Origin of the sequence: Hyphomonas oceanitis, from assembly GCF_036964545.1 — a bacterium.
Lineage (GTDB): Bacteria > Pseudomonadota > Alphaproteobacteria > Caulobacterales > Hyphomonadaceae > Hyphomonas > Hyphomonas oceanitis.
On the sequence record NZ_JBALTL010000002.1, the window covers coordinates 421,560 to 440,685 of the forward strand.

A 19,126-nucleotide genomic window follows, 5' to 3' on the forward strand; every position below is an offset into this window, starting at 1 on the left:
ATGTAATGTCAGGCAGATAGGCAGGAATTAGCAGCCAGTTTTTTCCCGCGATGCAAACTGACAACACGGCTCTTCAGTCAATTGATTAACAAGGAATAAATAAGCCCGCCCCATGCCTTCCCAAGGGGGTGTTCCTTTATGTTCCCGGTGTGTGCTTTCTATGTTCCATCGTGGTGGGGGTGTGGATATTTCGATTCACCGTGTTCGCCCATTGAGGCCCATAGCTGCCCATGATATTCCAAATTTACACATGGGTAACCATGCTGGGGTTTAGGCATAACTATTACAGGGTTGGCGGGTGTTCGTTTCCACCTATGAGAGCGCTATTGATGCAAAAGGCCGGGTTTCCATCCCCGCGCCCTTTCGCGCAGAGCTTGGGGGAAGCAGCCGGATCTTCCTCTGGCAGGCACTCGACGGCTCCGGCTGCCTCGAAGGCGGCGGTGAGGCCCTAATGGCCATGTACCGCGCCACGCTGACACGCCTCGCGCCGCAATCTGACGTTCGCAAGGTTCTCGTCAACCGCATCATCGCCGGTTCTGCCGACCTTAAGATGGACGAGACCGGCCGCATCAAGCTGCCGGAAGACCTGTGCAAGGCTGCAGAGCTGGAAGGCCGCATCAAGTTCGCCGGCAATATGGACAGTTTCCAGATCTGGAACCCTGACAAGCACGCCGCCTACAACGCTTCCATGGAAGCCGCTGCGGCCTCGCCAGACGTGATGGCCGCCTTTGGCCGGGCCTATTCAGAAGTGCTGCACCAGCAAGGCGCAGGCCACTATAATGGCCCTAAACTGGTCGAAGGAGGCGAAAGCTGATGAGCGCACGCCACACATCCCTGCGTCCTGAAGCATCCGGCCACCGGCCCGTCATGCTGGACGAAGTGCTCGCATGGCTTGGCCCCCAGGACGGCGACCGCATCGTTGACGGCACGTTCGGCGGCGGCGGCTACACCCGCGCGATCCTGCTGGCTGCGAAATGCAGCGTTCTGGCCATCGACCGCGACCTTGACGCCATCCTGCGCGCCGAAAAAATGGCCAGTGAAACGCCGCGTCTGACGCCCCTTCTGGGCCGGTTCGGCGAGATGGACACACTAGTCAAGACGGCCGGGTTCGAGACGGTTGACGGCGTCGTGCTGGATATCGGGGTCTCCAGCTTCCAGATCGATGAAGGTGAGCGCGGCTTCTCCTTCATGAAGGATGGCCCGCTCGACATGCGCATGGGCGCCGCCGGGCCAACGGCGGCCGACGTGGTCAACACCATGTCCGAACGCGACCTCGCCAATATCATCTTCCGTCTCGGCGAAGAGAAGCAGGCGCGCCGCATTGCCCGCCATATCGTGCAGCGCCGGGCGCAGCGGCCGTTTGAAACAACAGCAGACCTTGCGGACGCCGTCGAAGTGGCCGTCGGTGGCCGTCGCGGGGCGCGCACGCACCCGGCCACGCTGACCTTCCAGGCGATCCGCATGTACGTGAATGACGAGCTGGGCGAGCTGGCGCGCGCGCTGCAGGCGGCTGAGCGGCTGCTGCGGCCGGGCGGACGGCTTGTCATCGTGGCGTTCCATTCGCTGGAAGACCGGATGGTCAAGCAATGGCTGCGCGAACGGGGCGGCAAGACGGGTGGTGGCTCACGCCATATGCCGCTGGCCGCCAAAGGGCCTGACCCGACATTCGAACTCTCTGTTTCTAAAGCAATTGTCCCTTCTGATAAGGAAGTGGAAGGCAATCCGCGTGCACGCTCGGCCAAGTTGCGGGCCGCGATCCGTACAGGCGCACCCGCGATCGAGGAAGAGACCAGCGACGGCATGAACCTGCCGCCGCTCTCGGACCTGGAGGATGCCCTATGAGTCGTCGCGCTTTTTTCTTTGGAATCCTGGTGGTGGGCCTGCTGATTGTCAGCCTCTACCGGGCAAAATACGGCGCCAAGGATACGGCTGCCGAGATCATGGCTGTTGAGGCCCAGATCGAGGATGCGCGCCACGAGAAGGCCCTGCTCGAGACCGAGCTGTCGCACATGAGCCGGCGCGAGTGGATCGAGGAATACGCCCGCGGCGAACTCGGCATGGCCCCGCCGCGGTCCGACCAGGTTGCCGCTGAAGGCGATCTTGATGCGCTTGTCGGCCCACCCGTGAAAGCGGGCGCCGCGCCCCAGCCGCAGCAGACGGGGGGCGAAAAGTGACCCAGGACGCCCGCGACCGTACACGGCTGGCAGGATTGGGCCTCAGTGCCCTCTTCGTCGTGCTCGCGGGCAAGGGCGGCTACCTCGCGATCTCAGGGTCAACGCCGGGCCATACGAATAGCGTGGCGCAGGCTGAAGCGCCTGTCCGGGCCGACATTGTCGACCGCAATGGCGAATTGCTGGCAACATCGGTGACCGCCTATTCGCTGGTCGCCAATCCGAAACTGATCTGGGATGCGGGCGAGGTTGCCCGGTCGCTCAAGAGCGTCTTTCCGGACATCAATGTCGATACGCTGACGGGCCACCTGTCGAACGAAGCGCGCGAATTCGTCTATGTGAAGCGCGGCCTGACTCCGCGCCAGCGCAAGGCCGTGTTCGACCTCGGCCTTGAAGGCCTGCGCTTTGAGGAAGAAAGCCGCCGGGCCTATCCGCGCGGCACGCTGGCAGGCCATATCCTCGGCTTCACCAATGTCGACGGCAAGGGCATTGGCGGCATCGAATATGCGATGGATGAGCGCCTCAAGGCAGGCGGCGAACCGCTGCGCCTGACCATCGACAATGGCGTCCAGTCGGCCGTGGAATCCGAACTTTCGGCCGCTGCCGCCGAGCACGACATTCAGGGCGGCGCGGTGATCCTGATGGACGCGCATACCGGCGAAGTGCGCGCCATGGCCAGTTGGCCGCCGCTTGATGCCAACCGCGCGCTTGAGCTGCCGCTGGACGACACCGCCCGCCTCAACCGGGCGACCGGCGCAGTCTATGAGCTCGGGTCCGTCTTCAAGCCCTTCACCGTGGCGGCTGCGCTGGAATCCGGGGCCATCAAGCCGACCGACATTTTCGACGTACGCACGCCGATGGAAATTCGCGGCTACACGATCCACGACATCCACCCGATCTCAGGCACGGGCACCGTCTCGCGCATTATCTCCGAAAGCTCGAACCTCGGCACCGTGCATATCAATGCCGCGCTGGGCCCGCGCCGCCAGAAAGCCTTCCTCGGCGCGCTTGGTCTGCTGGAACGTGCACCCATCGAACTCGCAGGCAGTGCCAGCCCGATCCTGCCGGAGCGTTTCGACGATCTCGCCTCGGCCACCATCTCCTATGGCCACGGCATCGCGGTGACGCCCATGGCCTTCCTTGAGGGCTTCTCGGCCTTTGCGAATGGCGGCGAGCGGGTCGCGCCAACGCTGGTCGAGGCCGATGCCCGCAAGGTGACGCCTGTGCGCGTCATGTCGGCCCTGACGACCGACATGGTCAACGCGATGATGCGCGAAGCTGTGCTGACCGGCACCGGCAAGCGCGCCGAAGTGGCAGGCTATCGCGTCGCCGGCAAGACGGGCACGGCGGAGAAACCCATTCCCGGCGGCTATGACGACCGGCGCAACGTAACGAGCTTTGCGGCCATTTTTCCCTATGACCGCCCCCAATATGCCCTGATCGTGACATTGGATGACCCCCAGGTAGGGGCGGAACGCGGCGATACTGCTGCGCTGAATGCGGCGCCGACGGCCGGACGCATCATTGAACGTGTCGCGCCTCTGCTCGGGCTCGCCCCGCGCTTTGAAGGCGTCCGTCCTGCTGGCGCTGAACTCCGCTCTGCATCTGATGAGAGGAGTTCCCTGTGAAGCTGAAAGACCTGTTCCCCCTCGCCGAAGACGGCGACACCGAAATCACCGGCATGACGGCCGACAGCCGGAAGGTGCAGCCGGGCTTCCTGTTTGCCGCGCTGCAGGGCACGGCAACGGACGGCCGCAAATACGTGCCGCAGGCCATTGAGGCAGGCGCCGCTGCGATCCTATCGGATGGTGGCATCGAGAATGTGCCAGTCGCCCATGTGATTGCTGATGAGCCGCGTCTGGCGCTCGCCCTCGCGGCCAAGCGCTTCCACAATTCCCAGCCTGAAACCGTCGTCGCCATCACCGGTACGAACGGCAAGTCATCCACTGTCGACTTTCTGCGCCAGATCTGGTCGCGCGCGGGCTATGGCGCGGCCTCGATGGGGACGCTTGGTGCCATCGGTCCGGGCGGCAAGATTGATGTCGGCCACACAACGCCGGACCCGGTGACGATCCACGAGACACTTCGTGAACTGGTGCGCCAAGGCGTGACCCATTGCGCGATGGAGGCGTCCAGCCACGGGCTTGAGCAGTACCGCCTTGATGGCGTTGACCTTTCCGCCGTCGCTTTCCTGAACTTCACGCAGGACCATCTCGACTATCACGCGACAATGGAAGCCTATCTCGACGCCAAGCTGCGCCTCTTCCGCAAGCTCGGCCACACGGGCATGCCTGCCATCGTCAACGCTGACAGCGACCATCGCGAGGCCTTTGAAGGCGCGGCGACGGAAGCGGGCCTAAAGGTCGTCTCCTTCGGCTGGCGCGGCGAGGATCTCTGGATCGACGAGATCATGCCGCGCGCGACCGGGCAGGTGCTGACGCTGTTCTGGCGCGATGTTGAACACAAGCCGCTGGAGCTGCCGCTGATCGGTGAGTTCCAGGCGCTGAACGCGCTGGGCGCGGCGGCGATTGCCCTGTCGCTGGGCATGGATTTCGAGGCCGTGGCCGATGGCCTGACACATCTTGAGCCCGTGAAGGGCCGTCTCGAACTCGTTGGCAAGACACCGGCCGGGGCAGGGGTGTTCGTCGACTATGCGCACACACCTGATGGTCTGGACGTTCTGCTCCGCGCGGTCCGCCCGCACACGGCCGGCCGCCTGAAAGTGATCTTCGGCTGCGGCGGTGACCGCGATGCCAAGAAGCGCCCGATCATGGGCGAGATTGCCACGCGCCAGGCCGACGATGTGATCGTGACCGATGATAATCCCCGCACGGAAGATGCGGCTGCCATCCGCAAGGCCGTGCTGGCCGGTGCGCCTGGCGCACGCGAGATCGGCGACCGCGAGGAGGCGATCCGTACAATCATCGCGGAACTGAAAAAAGGCGACACGCTGGTCATCGCTGGCAAGGGCCACGAGACCGGGCAGATTTTCGGCAAGACGGTCATCCCGTTCTCCGACCAGGACACGGCGCTCTCGGCGCTGGCAGGGGAGGACGCATGAGCCAGCTGCTCTGGACCTCAGAAGAGATTGCCCTCGCAACCGGCGGCACGGCCTCGGACCCTTTCTGGGTGTCGGGTTCGATCTCGATCGATACCCGCACGCTGATGCCGGGCGACCTGTTCGTGGCGCTGCAGGATGCCCGCGACGGGCACGACTTTGCCGAGGCCGCCTTCAAGGCAGGCGCAGCAGGCGCGTTGGTGTCGAAACCGGTCAGCGGCGGGCCGACGATGATGGTCGACGATGTGCAGATCGCGCTGGAAATGATGGGCATTGCGGCGCGCCTGCGTTCCGGCGCCATCCGCACGGCTGTGACCGGCAGTGTCGGCAAAACCAGCGTCAAGGAAATGCTGGCGCGCATCTATCGCGCAGCGGGCCCGGCGCACTGGAACGTCAAGAGTTTCAACAATCACTGGGGCGTGCCGCTGACACTGGCGCGCATGCCGGAGAATACCGAACGCGCCGTCTTCGAGATCGGCATGTCGACACCCGGCGAGATTGCGCCGCGCAGCCACATGGTGCGCCCGCATATCGGCATCATCACCTGCATTGCCGGCGCGCACCTGGAAGGCCTTGGCAGCCTTGAGGGCGTGGCCAACGAGAAGGCCGACATTTTTGCAGGCATGGAAGCGGGCGGCACGTTCATACTGCCGGCAGATGATGCGTTTCTGGACCATCTATCAGCACGCGCCCGCGAGCTGTGCCCGACGGGCAACCGCGAGACATTCGGCTTTGCCGAGGACGCGACAGCGCGGGTGACGGGATATGAATCAAACGGCGTGACGAGCCGCATCACTGTGGAAGTGATCGGCCAGAGCGTCAGTGTGGAAATCGAGGCAGTCGGGAAGCATTGGGCCCTTAACGTGGCCGCAGCACTTCTCGCGGCAAGCCAGACGGGGCGCTCATTGGCGGACTGTGCCGAGGCCCTGTCTGGCTATTCGCCGCCACCCGGTCGCGGCACGTCCGAGCAGCTTCCGCTGCCGCAGGGCGGACATTTCACGCTGGTCGACGATGCCTACAACGCAAACCCCGCCAGCATGCGCGCAGCGCTCGCGGCACTGGCCCAGCGGCCCGGTGGCCGACGCCTCGTTGCGCTCGGCGAGATGCTGGAAATCGGCGCGCAATCCGACAGCGAACATGCCGGTCTTGCAGCAGATGTCGTGGCCAGCGGCGCCGAGGGCGTCTTCCTCGCCGGTGACAAAATGACTCACCTTGCAGAGGCCCTCCCGCCGGGTCTTCAGCAGGTATGGGCCCCCAAGGCAGATGAGCTGTGGAATGCGCTGCTAAATGCAGTCCGCGATGGCGACGTGCTCTTGATCAAAGGGTCGAATGCCTCCGGGATGGGACGTATTGCAGACCGCTTGCGCCAACGAAGTGCAGCGGCTGGTTTGGGCAAGATGGATAGCAGCGCAGAAGACGCTGCAGAGGTCAGGTGATGCTGTACGAATGGTTGGCCGCAGATAGCGGTTTCTTCAATCTGCTGAACTATATCACCTTCCGCGCAGGCGCGGCGGTGGTGACGGCCTTCCTCGTGACGGTCGTGTTCGGAGATATGATCATCAACATGCTCCGGGCCCGCCAGGGCAAGGGCCAGCCGATCCGTGATCTGTCGCTGGAACAACAGCTGTCGAAGCAGGGCACGCCCACGATGGGTGGCGTGCTCATCTGGATCGGCCTGCTGGTCGGCGTGCTGCTCTGGGGCAATCTGCGCAACCCTTACGTCTGGGTCGTCCTGTTCGTGACGCTCTCCTATGCGCTGCTCGGCTTCCTCGATGATTATGCCAAGGTGACGAAGCAGAGCGCCGATGGCGTGTCGGCCCGTGCCCGCCTGCTGATCGGCTTCGGCATTGCGGCGGTTGCGTGCGCATTCATCATGGGACTGCATGGCGCCCACACGCCGGTCGGTCATGCCCAGTGGGGCCCGCTCAATGGCCTCGCCGAGATGATCGCCGGCATGGCGCCCAAGACATCCGTCCAACCTGCTGACCCGGCCTTCTCCGGCGGCGTCGCGGTGCCCTTCGTGAACAATTACTTCCTGCCGCTCGGCGGCTTCTTCATCCTCTTCGGCATGATCGTTGTCGTCGGCAGCGCCAATGCGGTGAACTTCACCGACGGGCTCGACGGCCTCGCCATCGTGCCGATGACCTTCGCCGCCGCTGCCTATGCGATGATCGCCTATCTCACCGGTAACTTCGTCTTCGCCGAATACCTGGGCATCCAGTTCGCGCCCGGCGCGGGCGAGATTTCCGTCCTGCTCGGCGCCATGATCGGCGCAGGGATGGGCTTCCTCTGGTTCAATGCCTATCCGGCCAAGGTCTTCATGGGCGACACCGGCTCGCTCGGCCTCGGCGGCATGCTGGGCGTGGTGGCCGTGGCGACCAAGCACGAGTTCGCTCTGGTCATCATTGGCGGCCTGTTCGTGATGGAAGCCCTGTCGGTGATGATGCAGGTCGGCTGGTTCAAGATCACCAAGCGCCTCACCGGCACCGGCAAGCGCATCTTCCTGATGGCGCCGCTTCACCATCACTTCCAGAAAAAGAACTGGCCGGAAACGCGTGTCGTCGCGCGCTTCTGGATCCTGTCGGTCCTCTTCGCCCTCGCGGGCCTCGCAACATTGAAGCTGAGGTGACCGCAAACTCATGATCCCCATTACGGAATACGCAGGACGGGATGTCGCCGTGTTTGGCCTTGGCCGAACAGGCCTCAGCGCAGCAAAAGCGCTGAAGGCGGGCGGCGCACGCGTGCATGCGTGGGACGATAATGAGGAAACGCGCAACAAGGCCGAGGCCGCCGGCCTCACCCTGTCGGACATCAACAAGCGCGACTGGCAGACCTTTGCCGCGCTCGTCCTGTCGCCCGGCATTCCCTACAAGTTCCCGGCGCCGCACCGCATTGTGCGCATGGCCGAGATGACCGGCGTGCCGGTTGTCGGCGACATGGAACTCTTCGCCCGCGCCGTGCAGTCGCTGCCGGAACGTGGCCGCCCGAAAATCATCGGCATCACCGGCACCAATGGCAAGTCGACCACGACCTCGCTGATCGGGCATATCCTGAAACAGGCTGGCCGCGACGCGCGCATCGGCGGCAATATCGGCACGGGCGTGCTGGACCTTGCCGCCCTCCATGCCAACGCCGTCTATGTGCTGGAACTCTCGTCCTACCAGCTGGACCTCGTGAAGAGCCTGCACTGCGATGTGGCTGTCCTGCTCAACATGAGCCCGGACCATCTCGACCGTCATGGCGGCATGGAAGGCTACCAGGCCGCCAAGATGCGCATCTTCCAGAACCAGCAGCCGGGCGATGTGGCCATTGTCGGCTTTGACGATGTCATCACGCAGTCGATCGCCATTGGCCTGTCCGGACAGGGAAAGGGCCGCGTTGTCCATGCCTCGTCCACTTACGCGCTTGGCCGCGGCGTCAGTGCAATCGATGGCAAGCTTTATGACAACCAGTCGGGCAAGGCCGAGTTCATCGGCAACCTGGCCGACTGCCCGGCGCTGCCCGGCAAGCACAATCACCAGAACGCCGCTGCGGCCTATGCCGCCTGCCGGGCAATCGGCGTCGAGCATGGCGTCATCATGGCGGGCCTCAAATCTTTCCCGGGCCTCGCCCACCGCCTTGAAACCGTGGGCAGCGTTGACGGCGTGCGCTTCGTCAATGATTCCAAGGCCACCAATGCGCAGGCTGCCGAACAGGCGCTGAAGGCGTTCAAGAATGTCTACTGGATCGCCGGCGGCGTTCCCAAGGCCGAGGGCATAGAGCCGCTGGCGCCGCTCTTCCCGAACATTGCCAAGGCCTATCTGATCGGCGCGGCGGAAGACGCCTTCGCCACCACGCTGAAGGGCAAGGTCGCCCTGCAGAAATGCGGCACGCTGGAAAACGCGGTCGCCGCTGCCCTGCGGGATGCAAAGGCGGCTGGCGAAGAAGAAAGCATCGTGCTGCTCTCACCCGCCTGCGCCAGTTTCGACCAGTTCCGCGACTTCGAGCATCGGGGGGATGTCTTCCGCTCGATTGTCCAATCGATGATGCCCGCCGATTTCAAGGTGATGGCTTGAGCCCAGCGCCGACCGCCTTGCAGTTTGCCCGGTCGGACACGTCCTGGCTCACCGAATGGCGCCGCACGATTGACTGGGGATTGATGGGCGGGGCCTTCTTCCTCATCGGGATCGGGCTGCTCATGTCGCTGGCAGCCGGGCCAACCGCAGCGATCCGCATCGGCTACGACAACGAATATTATTTCATCATCCGTCAGGCCGTGTTTGCGGCGGCGGCTGCGGTGATCCTCGTCTTGATGAGCCTGCTGGACCAGTCCTGGGCCCGGCGCGTGGCGGCGGTGATCTTCTTCGTGTCGCTGGCGCTGATGATCTGGATCCTGGTCTTCGGATACGAGGCCAAGGGCGCCCAGCGCTGGATCCGGATCGGCAGCTTCTCGCTGCAGCCGAGCGAAATGGTGAAGCCCGCGCTGATCGTGCTCAGCGGCTGGCTGCTGGCCCAGCGCGAGGCCTATCCGAGCGGGCCATGGGCGGTCATCGCCTTCCTGTTCTATGCGGTGACGCTTGGCCTCCTGCTGTTGCAGCCGGATGTCGGCCAGTCAGTCCTGCTGACGGCGGCCTTTGTCATCACCTTCTTCATCAGCGGCCTGCCATGGCGTTGGGCCGCCGCCTTTGCCGGGGGCGGTGCCGGGCTGTCCGGCCTGCTCTATGCGCTGCTTCCGCATGTGCGTGCGCGGGTGAACAGCTTCTTCAACCCGACGCAATACGACACCTACCAGATCGACAAGGCGGCGGAGGCCATCGGGCGCGGCGGCCTGTTCGGTGTCGGCCCGGGGGAGGGGCTCGTGAAAGCCAGCCTGCCGGACGCCCATACAGACTTCATCTTCTCCGTCATGGTGGAGGAGTTTGGCCTTGTGGCCGCGATTGTCCTGCTCGCGGCATTCTCGCTGATGGTCCTGCGCGGGTTCAGGGCGGCGGCCCGTCTGGATGACGGGTATGCCCGCGCGTCGGCGGCTGGATTGTTTTCATTGTTCGGCCTTCAGGCCGCCATAAACATTGCCGTAAATGTGGCCTTGATCCCGCCCAAGGGCATGACACTGCCTTTTGTATCGTATGGAGGCTCTTCTATGATCGGCACGGCATTGACACTCGGGCTTGCACTGGCACTTGTGCGCGGACAAGGTACGCGCACAAGGGGACGGTATGGGTGAGGGTAGCTCCGACAAGCTGGTAATCATCGCGGCAGGCGGAACCGGGGGACATATGTTCCCCGCGCGCGCCTTTGCCGACGAGATGCGTGCGCGCGGATGGACCGTGGGCCTGATCTCCGATTCCCGCGGGCTGCGCTATGCCGCTGACTTTCCGGCCGTCTGGAAGGAAGAGGTCAAAGCCGCTTCGCCGAACTTCCGCAAGCCGTGGACGCTTCCCGCAGCAGCCCTGAAGATCAATGCCGGTATCAATCGCGCTTCCAAGCTGATGAAGGCAAGCCGTCCTGCGCTTGTCGCCGGCTTTGGCGGCTATCCGGCCTATCCCGCGCTAGCGGCGGCCAAGCGCCTCTCCGTGCCGATCATCATCCATGAGCAGAACGCGGTGCTCGGCCGGGTGAACCGCCAGTTCGCGCGCCATGCCAAGCTTGTGGCCAGCGGCTTCAACCGGCTCGACTTCCTGCCGCCCGGCGCGGCCCATATGGCCATCGGCAATCCGGTGCGCGCGCCCATCATCGCGATGCGTGATGAGCCTTACCCGCCCACCGATGGCAAGCTGAACCTGTTCGTCACCGGCGGGAGTCAGGGCTCCAGCATTATTGGCGACACTGTGCCTCTGGCGATTGCCGATTATATCCCCGCGCCGCTGCGCGCCCGGTTGAAAGTGGTTCAGCAGGTGCGCGAAGAGCAGATGGAAGGCGTGCGCAACCTCTACCGCCGCGCCGGCGTCGATGCAGACCTCGCGCCCTTCTTCAGCGACATGCCCGAACGCCTCGCGGCGGCGCACCTTGTCGTGGCGCGCTCCGGCGCGGGAACGGTCAGTGAACTCGCTGTTGTGGGGCGGCCGTCGATCCTGATCCCCCTCGCCATCGCCATGGACGACCACCAGGCCGCCAATGCCGAAGCGCTGACGGATGTGGAATCGGCCGACATGGTGCTGGAGTCCAATCTCTACCCAAAACTGCTGGGCAGCCTGATCGCTGTGCGTCTGGAACACGGCGATGACCTGCGCAAACGTGCAGCGGCGGCCAAATCGGTCGGCAAGATGAATGCAGCATCAGACCTCGCCGACATGGCCGAGCGGGTCGCGGAGCTTTAGGCGGCCGAGGGGCGGCAGCCGTGGGTCTTGTGCATCTGGGCTGCGCGCAGCCAGTCCCAGCCGAAAGCCGCGTCTGAATCGCCATCGCGCTCGCGGGCGGCGAGGCGTTCCAGTGCTGCGTCCAGCGTCGGTTCGTGGCCAGCTGGCACCCACCACATGACGAAATGCATGCCGCCGAGTATCTCGAACCATTCCTCGCGCCGCTCATAGAACTTGCGGTGCACCGTGCCCCAGACGAAACGCTCAAGGCTTTCCACGTCTTCCCAGACGGTCATGTTGGCAACAAATTGCGGGTCGCCGTCGATCTTGGCTTCGGTATTGCCCGTACCCGGCTCGCCTGAGCCCTCCATCATCCAGACAAAGCCCGGCATCGACTTGCCAAGGCCGTTGATGAAGTCGAGATTGTCCATGAAGTCCTTGACGCGCGGGTCGTCGGTCGGGGCCACGAGGCGGCCGATATTCAGCTGGGCAAGATGCATTGTCATCGGCAGATCCCCACGTTGCGAAAGCGCCCCAAAGCGCCTCTGATTGCGTCAATCAATCGCCACGATTGGTGGCGAACTTGCAGCTTGCTGCGCCGGGCTGGCAATTTCAATGGGCACGGGTCCTTGCCTACGGAATGCGCAGCAAGGTAACGCTATCGCTCACACTTTCTGATGGATCGGTCTTCTTCATGGCTTCACCCACCCCTTTCGACCTCGGCCCCGCGCATATTGTGGGCATTGGCGGCATCGGCATGTCCGGCATTGCCGATGTGATGCTGACCATGGGCTACCAGGTGCAGGGCTCGGATATCTCCGAAAGCGCCAATGTGCAGCGCCTGCAGGAGAAGGGGGCCAAGGTGTTCATCGGCCACAAGGGCGAGAACGTGAAGGGGGCCGGAACGGTCATCATTTCCTCCGCCATCAAGAAGGACAATCCGGAGGTGCTGGCCGCACGCGCCGCCGGCATTCCCGTTGTCCGCCGTGCCAATATGCTGGCCGAGATCACGCGCCTTAAATACACGGTCTGCGTCGCCGGTACGCACGGCAAGACCACGACGACCAGCATGGTGGCTTGTCTGCTCGATGGCTGCGGCATCGACCCAACGGTCATCAATGGCGGCATCATCCACGCCTATGGCTCGAACTATAAAGCCGGCGAGAGCGACTGGATGGTGGTCGAAAGCGACGAGAGCGATGGCACGTTCGCCAAGCTGCATCCGACCTGCGCCATCGTCACCAATATCGACCCGGAGCACATGGACCATTACGGCTCCATGGATAAGCTGCGCGAAGCCTTTGATACATTTGTCGAAAACCTGCCTTTCTATGGGTTTGCCGTGCTGTGCACAGACCATCCCGAAGTGCAGAACCTGGCCGCGCGCGTCACCGACCGCCGCCGGATCAGCTATGGCTTTAACCGTCAGGCCGATGTGCGCGCGATCAACCTGAACACCGATCTCGATGGCGCCCATTTCGACGTCGCCCTGCGCCGGCCCGGCTCGGCCACCCCGCGCATCATTCCAAACCTCACCTTGCCCATGGCCGGCGAGCACAATGTGCAGAACTCGCTGGCGGCCATCACCGTGGCGCTGGAGCTTGGCGCGACCGATGACCAGATCCGCACGGCCCTTGCGGCCTTTGGTGGGGTCAAGCGGCGCTTCACAACGGTCGGGGAATGGTCACCGAAGGGGCCAAGCGAGCCCCCAGTGCGGATCATCGATGACTATGGCCACCACCCGGTCGAGATTGCCGCCGTGCTCAAGGCGGCCCGCGCCATGCTCGGCCAGGGCCAGCTGATCGCCGTCTGCCAGCCCCACCGCTATACGCGTCTGCGCGACCTGTTCGACGATTTCTCGCGCTGCTTCGATGCGGCCGATGAGGTCTATGTGGCGCCGGTCTATGAGGCGGGCGAATCGCCCATTGAGGGCATTACGAGCGAGGCGCTGGTTGCCAGCATCAAGCGGCACGGCCACAGGGGCGCGCACGTCCTGGCCTCGCTGGAGGACCTGCCGGACATGGTCCACAGGGTTGCCCAGCCCGGCGCAATGGTGGTCTGTCTCGGGGCAGGGGACATCACCAAATATGCTGGCGAACTCGCTTCCAAACTGTAGCGGCCATAGCAGGTGACGCGACGCAAAGCGGCTTGATCGCTGTCAAAGACCTTTCCTCGCGCTGCGGAATGTCGCACGGTTATCCCTGAGCGCCGCTCAGAGCGCACCGGGAGAGCAGTCTATGAGTAGCGATATTACCGAACCGACCTTGCCAGCGACGGAGGGCCAGATGGCCGAAATCGAAGATGCCCAGCTGGGTTTCACGCGAGGGGGTGAGGGGGGTGCTACCGGCAAGACGGGGCTTGCCTGGGCCTGGTTCGAATGGGCCCGCAATCCGTATTACATTCTCATCGTCATCTATATTTTCGCGCCATATTTCGCGCGTGACATTATCGGCGGCAACCTGCTGGCCAGCGGCGCGCTGGACGGCATGGACCCGGCCAAGGCCCAGGCGGTGGCCGGTGCCCAGGGGCAGGCGACGGTGGCGGGGGTGACGAAATGGGCCGGCCTGATCGCGGCCCTGACGGCGCCTTTCCTTGGCGCGGCCTTTGACCGGGGCCTCAAGCGCAAACGGTTTCTGTTCGTGTGCCTCGCCACGATGGCAGCGGCCAGTTTCATGCTCTGGTGGGCCATGCCGGGCGGCCAGGGCCTCTCGGTGCCGATGATTATGGCCTGCCTGATCGTCGCCTATGTCGCCTATACTTATAGTGAAGTGGCGCATAATTCGATGTTGTCCGATGCTGCCCGGCCGGAGGCCCTGCCGGGCGTCTCGGGGCTTGGTCTCGCGCTCGGCAACGGGGCCGCGACGCTGATGTTCATTGCGATTGTCCTGCTATTTGCCTTGCCGGACGTGATGCATTGGCCGCTCAAGCAAGCCGCCTTTGGCATCGACACGTCCAAATTCGAGCAGTTCCGGCTGGCCGGCCCGCTCTGCGCCGTCTGGATCGCGCTGATGATCTATCCCTTCTTCCGCTACTCCAAGGATACCGGCATCAAGGGCACGCCGATCTATCCGGCTTTCCGCGACGGCGTACGCGGCGTCATCAGCACGGTGAAGCGCGCGAGCGAGCACCGCGAGGCCTTCAAGTTCCTGATTGCGCGCACACTTTATGCCGATGGCATGGCGGCGCTACTGGCCGTGGGCGCGGTCTATGTCAGCCTGTTCCTCGGCTGGGGCCTGATCGAGCTGACGGTCTACGCCATCTGGGCCTCGATGTGGGCCGTTGTCGGGGGCATCTTCGGCGGCTGGCTGGACCGGCGCATGGGGCCGAAGAATGCGCTGATCTTTGAGCTGTCAGCGATCGTCGTGATCATGTTCTATGGCCTGTCCATCACAAAGGAGACGATCCTCTTCGGCCTGATCCCGAATGTGGAACTCTTCGACTGGCCCTATTTCGGGACGCTGTCGGACCTTGCCTACCTCTTGCAGGGCATGCTGATCGCGATCTTTGCCACGGCCAATATCTCGTCCAGCCGCTCCATGGTCGTCCATGTCGCGCCGCCCCATATGCGGGGCGAGTTCTTTGGGCTCTTCGCGATCGCTGGAACGATCACGGTCTGGATGGGGCCGCTCCTGATCGAGTATTTCACCAAATGGTCACAGGACCAGCGGATCGGCATGTCGGCCATCGCGCTGCTCTTTTTCCTGGGGCTGGCCATGCTGACCACCATCAATGCAAAAGACAGACCGGCCTCCTGACGGAGGCCGGCTGCCGGCGTTTCCTCGTGTAATGCGGGATGCTGCGTCTTGCGCGCAGCCTGCCCATCTTAGCTGGTCGGCCCGAACGGGTTGCCGCTGCCGTTTTTGTCATGCGTCCGGTTGATCTCGTTCACGCGGCGTGGGCGCAGATAGAACGTATCCGACACCGTTCGCTCGGTCCGGAGCACGTAACCGAACGGGCTCTGATACTTGTAATAGACTTCCGCCATGATGACGGAGCCGGGGGAGGGGATGATGCCCGGGGCAACGGTAATCTTTGTGCCCGGTGCATAGGCGGTGAGATTGTAGGAATCCGACCATACGACTTTCGGATTGCCGTCGCCATTGTCGACAACGCTCGTGATGCGCAGATTGGCAGACGCGGCATCATAGGGCTGCATCATGACTTTCGCCGCATCGAACATTTCATGCATATCGGTGTCGGTGACAGTGGAAAGGCGAGCCGTGAGGTCTCCCAGGCTGGCGCTGGTGGAGGTGACGCGGCGGTCAATTCGCATCAGGAAGCTGAGCTCGATACAGCCGAAATAGACCAGGATCATCACCGGCGCGATGAGCGCGAATTCAACGGCGGACACGCCCTGCTGGTTATAACAGAGGCCTTGGATGCCGCGCCATTTGCTGCGGCGTGTCAGGCGGGAGAGAAACGATCTGGCTGACATCGGCTAGTCTCCGAAGGGCTCGTTGCGGAACACGGCGTTGGCCTGAACCAGGAATTTGGAATCGGCCATATTGGCCAGGGGCGCTGTCATGAACGGCGTCATGAGGCTCCATTCATAGAAGACGCGCACAGCCACAATATCGTTCGGGCCACCCGGATTGTAAGTGAAGCCATCGGGGTTGAACTTGCCGTTTTCATCAATCGGCATGTCTATGTTGGCTGCGGAAAACCCGCTCAGCGCTTTCACGTCGATGTGCAGCCTGGCATCGCAGTCGAGCATGCCCATGAAATCATCACAGACGGCTGCCCGGAAATTCTGCTCGTTGAAGCCCTTTGTCTGGGCCTGGCCTGTGCGGATCTGACGGGAGGCCTCGCCAACCGCGTGCTCCATGATCGTCGAGATGAAGAAGAGGATGCAGACTTCCAGCAGGCCAAAGATAAGCAGGAAGAAGGGGGCGGCGACCATGGCGAACTCGACGGCGGCGAGGCCGCGACGGTCGTTCGCATAAGCCTGCCACGATCGCTTGATGCGCGGCGTCAGGATGCCGAGGCAGGTTTTGGACATTGATGGTACCCCAATCAGACTACGGTCTTACATGCGTGGATAGCAGGTGTAAGTTTGCGCTGGATTGAGCAAGTCCATGAAATTTCATCGACCCTTGCCTTAAGGGGCCATGCTGCCCATCAACCGGCCGAGGCGATCAGTTGCCGCCATTCAGGGACTGCAGGCCTCGCTGCTGCGATACGAGCTGATCGAAATACTCGCCCTGGTCGCCAGCGCTGGCGACCGAGCGGCACTCAGGGGCGCAATCAAAGGTATAGCTTGCGCCGGACTTGTTGACTGTCACGAGGTTCGATGAATTGGCGGTCACGACCACGTCCGAATTCAGGATTTGCTTGCCGGTCTTGTCGAAGATCATGATATTGGTCGTGCCGAATGTCTTGCCCGTGATGAAGAGCAGGTGTTCGTCATGGACCGCAACATCAGCAATATTCTTGTTTCCGACCACGATACTGGCAGCGGAACTCGTAACGCGCACCGGGACCGTCTTGTTCGTTTCCACCGAGATGGCCTGAGCGGCGGCGGCGGCGGCGATAAACGATCCTGCCAGTGCAAGTGTGCAGGACTTGGCAAGTATGTTCATTCTCGGCGCTCCGCATCTGGCTTGATGACAAGTCTTTGTACGAAGAAGGTTGCTCGTTTCCTAATTGACTGGAAACGGCCCATTATATAGAGGCTCGGAACTGCCTTCGGGGCCCCGCTGATAAGGTAAACGAATCACTCATTTACCTTCACGGATTATCTGGATTTCTTCACCTGATATTTGGAATAGTCCTGTAGTTTCAGCGATGTTCCAGAAAGAAAAAAATGTCTGGAACTTTTTTATCGCATGATGGGAGTTTCCAATGTTTGCACGTTTTCTTAAAGACGAATCCGGCGCCACGGCTATCGAATACGGCCTGATCGCTGCTCTGATCGCTGTTGCTATCATCGGTGGTGTTACCGCCCTTGGTACGAACGCCAACACGACGTTCACGACGATTTCCGGCAAAATGGGCTAAGGCCCACTGAGCCTTACAGGTTCGCGGAAAGGCCGCCAGGGAAACCTGGCGGCCTTTTCTTTTGCGGCTATAGTCCGTTCGGGCGCCTGACGCGCCGAAAAGTAAAAACTTCCTTCAGTCTTTTGCGCCACATTCCCGGATATATGCATACCGGAGGGCGGCAAACATGATCCTGAATATTCTTGCTGCGGCATTCCTTATCCTGTGCGTGGTCGCCGCGCTTCATGACATCAGTCGCCTGACCATCCCCAACTGGCTTAACCTGCTGATTGCCGGTCTCTTCATTCCTGCTGCAGCTGTATCGGGACTGCCGATCGAGGTCATCGGGGGGCATATTATGGTTGCGGGCCTCGCATTCCTGATTGCCTTCGGCCTGTTCGCCTTCAATATTTTCGGGGGAGGGGACGCGAAGATGATCCCGGCCGTGATGCTGTGGCTGGGCCCGGACGCGGGCCTGCCTTTCGTGTTCCAGATGGCCATTGCCGGAGGCATCTGCGCTTTCTTTATCCTCATGATCCGCCGGACCATGCCTGCAGCAGCTCTTCCAGGTCTCATCCGGGCGCCGTTCGAGGAAAATGCCGGTGTTCCGTATGGAGTCGCCATCGCGGCAGGCGCGATCCTGTCGGCCTCGGCGTCTCCCTTCCTTTCCGATTTATTAAACCAAGTGAGTGCTTTGAGTTAACCAAGCCTTAGGCCCAATCATGGAAGTCTCCCGATTGGACGGGGGTTCCGCATAGCAGCAGTTCGCCTACCGGGTTCAGTCATTACAGGGAGTGGCGCCTATGTCGCCCATGCGTCTCATTATTCTGGTTGGTGCTGCCATGGCGGCCATGGCGGCCGCCTTCCTGGTCCGCAACATGGCAAAACCCACGACGGTTACGGAGCTTGTCCCTGAAATACAGACACAGGTGACCGAAGTCTCTGAAGTTCAGGTTCTGGTCGCGCGCCGGAACCTCGAAATTGGTGACCGGCTGGCGACCAGTGATTTCGAATGGGCGCCCTGGCCGAAGTCCAATGTGGCAGATGGCTACCTGACAGAAGCCAAAGCACCGGATGCGATCGAGCAAGTCACGGGCGCTATTGTGCGCATACCTATTTTTGACCGCGAACCCATCAATCCCGCCAAGCTCGTGCTGGCTTCGAATTCCAGCACGATGGCGGCGATCCTGGCGCCCGGCATGCGGGCCATGTCGGTTGAGATATCCACCGAGTCTGCCTCGGGTGGCTTCATCCTGCCGAATGACAAGGTCGATGTGATCCTCACCCATGATATCCAGGTGCAGACCGACCAGATGGTGACCGAGCGCCCATCGACATCGACGATCATCAAGAATGTACGTGTTCTGGCAATCGATCAGGTCTTCAAACCTGATGAAGACGGTCGCTCTTCCCAGATCGGCAATACCGCGACGCTGGAGCTGTCCGAAAAGGAAGCCGAGCTGATCGCGCAGGCCCAGAGAATGGGCAGCCTGGCGCTCGCCCTCAGGCCCTGGTCTGACGCAGGCGATGACCAGAGCCGGGATTCACGCACGGACATGCTGAATGGCGGATCCGGCATGCAGGGCGGAATTACAATTTTCCGGAATGGCATGGCGACGACAACGACAGGGCTTGGGGGAAGTTGA

At 62.4% G+C, this 19,126-nt stretch carries 19 protein-coding genes; 15 read left to right on the forward strand and 4 right to left on the reverse strand.

The features are described 5' to 3' along the window. Positions 1 to 298 precede the first annotated feature (298 nt). The 10 genes from V7651_RS06975 to V7651_RS07020 are packed head-to-tail and all read left to right on the forward strand — an operon-like array spanning position 299 to position 11,525. Entirely contained in the window at positions 299 to 814 is a 516-nt protein-coding gene (locus V7651_RS06975) for a division/cell wall cluster transcriptional repressor MraZ (protein ID WP_051624582.1), read from the forward strand. Next, on the forward strand, positions 814 to 1,842 hold the full coding sequence (gene rsmH, locus V7651_RS06980; RefSeq protein WP_335612709.1) for a 16S rRNA (cytosine(1402)-N(4))-methyltransferase RsmH: 1,029 nt from the start codon (positions 814 to 816) through the stop codon (positions 1,840 to 1,842). Before V7651_RS06975 ends, rsmH begins: the two co-directional genes overlap by 1 nt. Continuing rightward, positions 1,839 to 2,174, forward strand: coding sequence for a cell division protein FtsL (ftsL, locus tag V7651_RS06985; RefSeq protein WP_051624583.1), 336 nt, complete (start codon positions 1,839 to 1,841; stop codon positions 2,172 to 2,174). The genes rsmH and ftsL overlap by 4 nt, the downstream gene beginning before the upstream one ends. Then, positions 2,171 to 3,799, forward strand: a complete 1,629-nt coding sequence (locus V7651_RS06990) for a peptidoglycan D,D-transpeptidase FtsI family protein (protein ID WP_335590867.1) — start codon at positions 2,171 to 2,173, stop codon at positions 3,797 to 3,799. The genes ftsL and V7651_RS06990 overlap by 4 nt, the downstream gene beginning before the upstream one ends. Beyond that, a complete protein-coding gene (locus V7651_RS06995; protein ID WP_335612710.1) occupies positions 3,796 to 5,232 on the forward strand; it encodes a UDP-N-acetylmuramoyl-L-alanyl-D-glutamate--2,6-diaminopimelate ligase in 1,437 nt (478 codons plus the stop codon). Before V7651_RS06990 ends, V7651_RS06995 begins: the two co-directional genes overlap by 4 nt. After that, positions 5,229 to 6,665, forward strand: coding sequence for a UDP-N-acetylmuramoyl-tripeptide--D-alanyl-D-alanine ligase (locus V7651_RS07000; protein ID WP_335612711.1), 1,437 nt, complete (start codon positions 5,229 to 5,231; stop codon positions 6,663 to 6,665). The genes V7651_RS06995 and V7651_RS07000 overlap by 4 nt, the downstream gene beginning before the upstream one ends. Further along, positions 6,665 to 7,858, forward strand: a complete 1,194-nt coding sequence (gene mraY / locus V7651_RS07005; RefSeq protein WP_035536813.1) for a phospho-N-acetylmuramoyl-pentapeptide-transferase — start codon at positions 6,665 to 6,667, stop codon at positions 7,856 to 7,858. Before V7651_RS07000 ends, mraY begins: the two co-directional genes overlap by 1 nt. A gap of 10 nt (positions 7,859 to 7,868) precedes the next feature. Continuing rightward, a complete protein-coding gene (gene murD / locus V7651_RS07010; protein ID WP_335612712.1) occupies positions 7,869 to 9,284 on the forward strand; it encodes a UDP-N-acetylmuramoyl-L-alanine--D-glutamate ligase in 1,416 nt (471 codons plus the stop codon). Next, positions 9,281 to 10,432, forward strand: a complete 1,152-nt coding sequence (locus V7651_RS07015) for an FtsW/RodA/SpoVE family cell cycle protein (RefSeq protein ID WP_335612713.1) — start codon at positions 9,281 to 9,283, stop codon at positions 10,430 to 10,432. Before murD ends, V7651_RS07015 begins: the two co-directional genes overlap by 4 nt. After that, positions 10,425 to 11,525, forward strand: a complete 1,101-nt coding sequence (locus V7651_RS07020) for a UDP-N-acetylglucosamine--N-acetylmuramyl-(pentapeptide) pyrophosphoryl-undecaprenol N-acetylglucosamine transferase (RefSeq protein ID WP_035536818.1) — start codon at positions 10,425 to 10,427, stop codon at positions 11,523 to 11,525. Before V7651_RS07015 ends, V7651_RS07020 begins: the two co-directional genes overlap by 8 nt. Here V7651_RS07020 and V7651_RS07025 read toward each other — a convergent pair. After that, the gene (locus V7651_RS07025; RefSeq protein WP_335612714.1) at positions 11,522 to 12,010 is read right to left on the reverse strand and encodes a DUF3291 domain-containing protein; all 489 of its coding nucleotides are present in this window, start codon (positions 12,008 to 12,010) and stop codon (positions 11,522 to 11,524) included. The genes V7651_RS07020 and V7651_RS07025 overlap by 4 nt on opposite strands. A 188-nt stretch (positions 12,011 to 12,198) precedes the next feature. Between V7651_RS07025 and murC the strand changes: the two genes are divergently transcribed. Next, positions 12,199 to 13,620 (forward strand): UDP-N-acetylmuramate--L-alanine ligase, encoded by a 1,422-nt coding sequence (murC, locus tag V7651_RS07030; RefSeq protein ID WP_335612715.1) that lies wholly within the window; start codon positions 12,199 to 12,201, stop codon positions 13,618 to 13,620. A 121-nt stretch (positions 13,621 to 13,741) separates the two neighbouring features. Continuing rightward, a complete protein-coding gene (locus tag V7651_RS07035) occupies positions 13,742 to 15,259 on the forward strand; it encodes an MFS transporter (protein ID WP_335590862.1) in 1,518 nt (505 codons plus the stop codon). Positions 15,260 to 15,327: 68 nt separating this feature from the next. Here V7651_RS07035 and V7651_RS07040 read toward each other — a convergent pair whose 3' ends face one another. The 3 genes from V7651_RS07040 to V7651_RS07050 form a co-directional block, all read right to left on the reverse strand. Further along, positions 15,328 to 15,939, reverse strand: coding sequence for a TadE/TadG family type IV pilus assembly protein (locus V7651_RS07040; RefSeq protein WP_335590861.1), 612 nt, complete (start codon positions 15,937 to 15,939; stop codon positions 15,328 to 15,330). Between the two features lie 3 nt (positions 15,940 to 15,942). Continuing rightward, a complete protein-coding gene (locus V7651_RS07045) occupies positions 15,943 to 16,503 on the reverse strand; it encodes a TadE/TadG family type IV pilus assembly protein (protein ID WP_335590860.1) in 561 nt (186 codons plus the stop codon). 136 nt (positions 16,504 to 16,639) lie between these two features. Further along, the gene (locus V7651_RS07050) at positions 16,640 to 17,083 is read right to left on the reverse strand and encodes a pilus assembly protein N-terminal domain-containing protein (RefSeq protein ID WP_335590859.1); all 444 of its coding nucleotides are present in this window, start codon (positions 17,081 to 17,083) and stop codon (positions 16,640 to 16,642) included. Positions 17,084 to 17,345: 262 nt separating this feature from the next. On the opposite strand from V7651_RS07050, the gene V7651_RS07055 reads away from it, so the two are divergent. The 3 genes from V7651_RS07055 to cpaB all read left to right on the forward strand — a co-directional run bounded on the left by V7651_RS07055 (position 17,346) and on the right by cpaB (position 19,126). Next, positions 17,346 to 17,501 carry a Flp family type IVb pilin gene (locus V7651_RS07055; protein ID WP_335590858.1) on the forward strand — a complete coding sequence of 52 codons (156 nt, stop codon included), beginning with the start codon at positions 17,346 to 17,348 and terminating at the stop codon, positions 17,499 to 17,501. A 166-nt stretch (positions 17,502 to 17,667) separates the two neighbouring features. Next, complete coding sequence (locus tag V7651_RS07060; RefSeq protein ID WP_335590857.1) at positions 17,668 to 18,183, forward strand: A24 family peptidase; 516 nt, start codon at positions 17,668 to 17,670, stop codon at positions 18,181 to 18,183. Between the two features lie 100 nt (positions 18,184 to 18,283). Next, positions 18,284 to 19,126 carry a Flp pilus assembly protein CpaB gene (gene cpaB, locus V7651_RS07065; protein ID WP_335590856.1) on the forward strand — a complete coding sequence of 281 codons (843 nt, stop codon included), beginning with the start codon at positions 18,284 to 18,286 and terminating at the stop codon, positions 19,124 to 19,126.

Coding starts and splice junctions, on each gene's coding strand:
- rsmH (WP_335612709.1), top strand. CDS start 814: ATGAGCGCACGCCACACATCCCTGCGTCCTGAAGCATCCGGCCACCGG.
- ftsL (WP_051624583.1), top strand. CDS start 1,839: ATGAGTCGTCGCGCTTTTTTCTTTGGAATCCTGGTGGTGGGCCTGCTG.
- V7651_RS07000 (WP_335612711.1), top strand. CDS start 5,229: ATGAGCCAGCTGCTCTGGACCTCAGAAGAGATTGCCCTCGCAACCGGC.
- mraY (WP_035536813.1), top strand. CDS start 6,665: ATGCTGTACGAATGGTTGGCCGCAGATAGCGGTTTCTTCAATCTGCTG.
- murD (WP_335612712.1), top strand. CDS start 7,869: ATGATCCCCATTACGGAATACGCAGGACGGGATGTCGCCGTGTTTGGC.
- V7651_RS07020 (WP_035536818.1), top strand. CDS start 10,425: ATGGGTGAGGGTAGCTCCGACAAGCTGGTAATCATCGCGGCAGGCGGA.
- V7651_RS07025 (WP_335612714.1), bottom strand. CDS start 12,010: ATGACAATGCATCTTGCCCAGCTGAATATCGGCCGCCTCGTGGCCCCG.
- murC (WP_335612715.1), top strand. CDS start 12,199: ATGGCTTCACCCACCCCTTTCGACCTCGGCCCCGCGCATATTGTGGGC.
- V7651_RS07035 (WP_335590862.1), top strand. CDS start 13,742: ATGAGTAGCGATATTACCGAACCGACCTTGCCAGCGACGGAGGGCCAG.
- V7651_RS07040 (WP_335590861.1), bottom strand. CDS start 15,939: ATGTCAGCCAGATCGTTTCTCTCCCGCCTGACACGCCGCAGCAAATGG.
- V7651_RS07045 (WP_335590860.1), bottom strand. CDS start 16,503: ATGTCCAAAACCTGCCTCGGCATCCTGACGCCGCGCATCAAGCGATCG.
- V7651_RS07050 (WP_335590859.1), bottom strand. CDS start 17,083: ATGAACATACTTGCCAAGTCCTGCACACTTGCACTGGCAGGATCGTTT.
- V7651_RS07055 (WP_335590858.1), top strand. CDS start 17,346: ATGTTTGCACGTTTTCTTAAAGACGAATCCGGCGCCACGGCTATCGAA.
- V7651_RS07060 (WP_335590857.1), top strand. CDS start 17,668: ATGATCCTGAATATTCTTGCTGCGGCATTCCTTATCCTGTGCGTGGTC.
- cpaB (WP_335590856.1), top strand. CDS start 18,284: ATGTCGCCCATGCGTCTCATTATTCTGGTTGGTGCTGCCATGGCGGCC.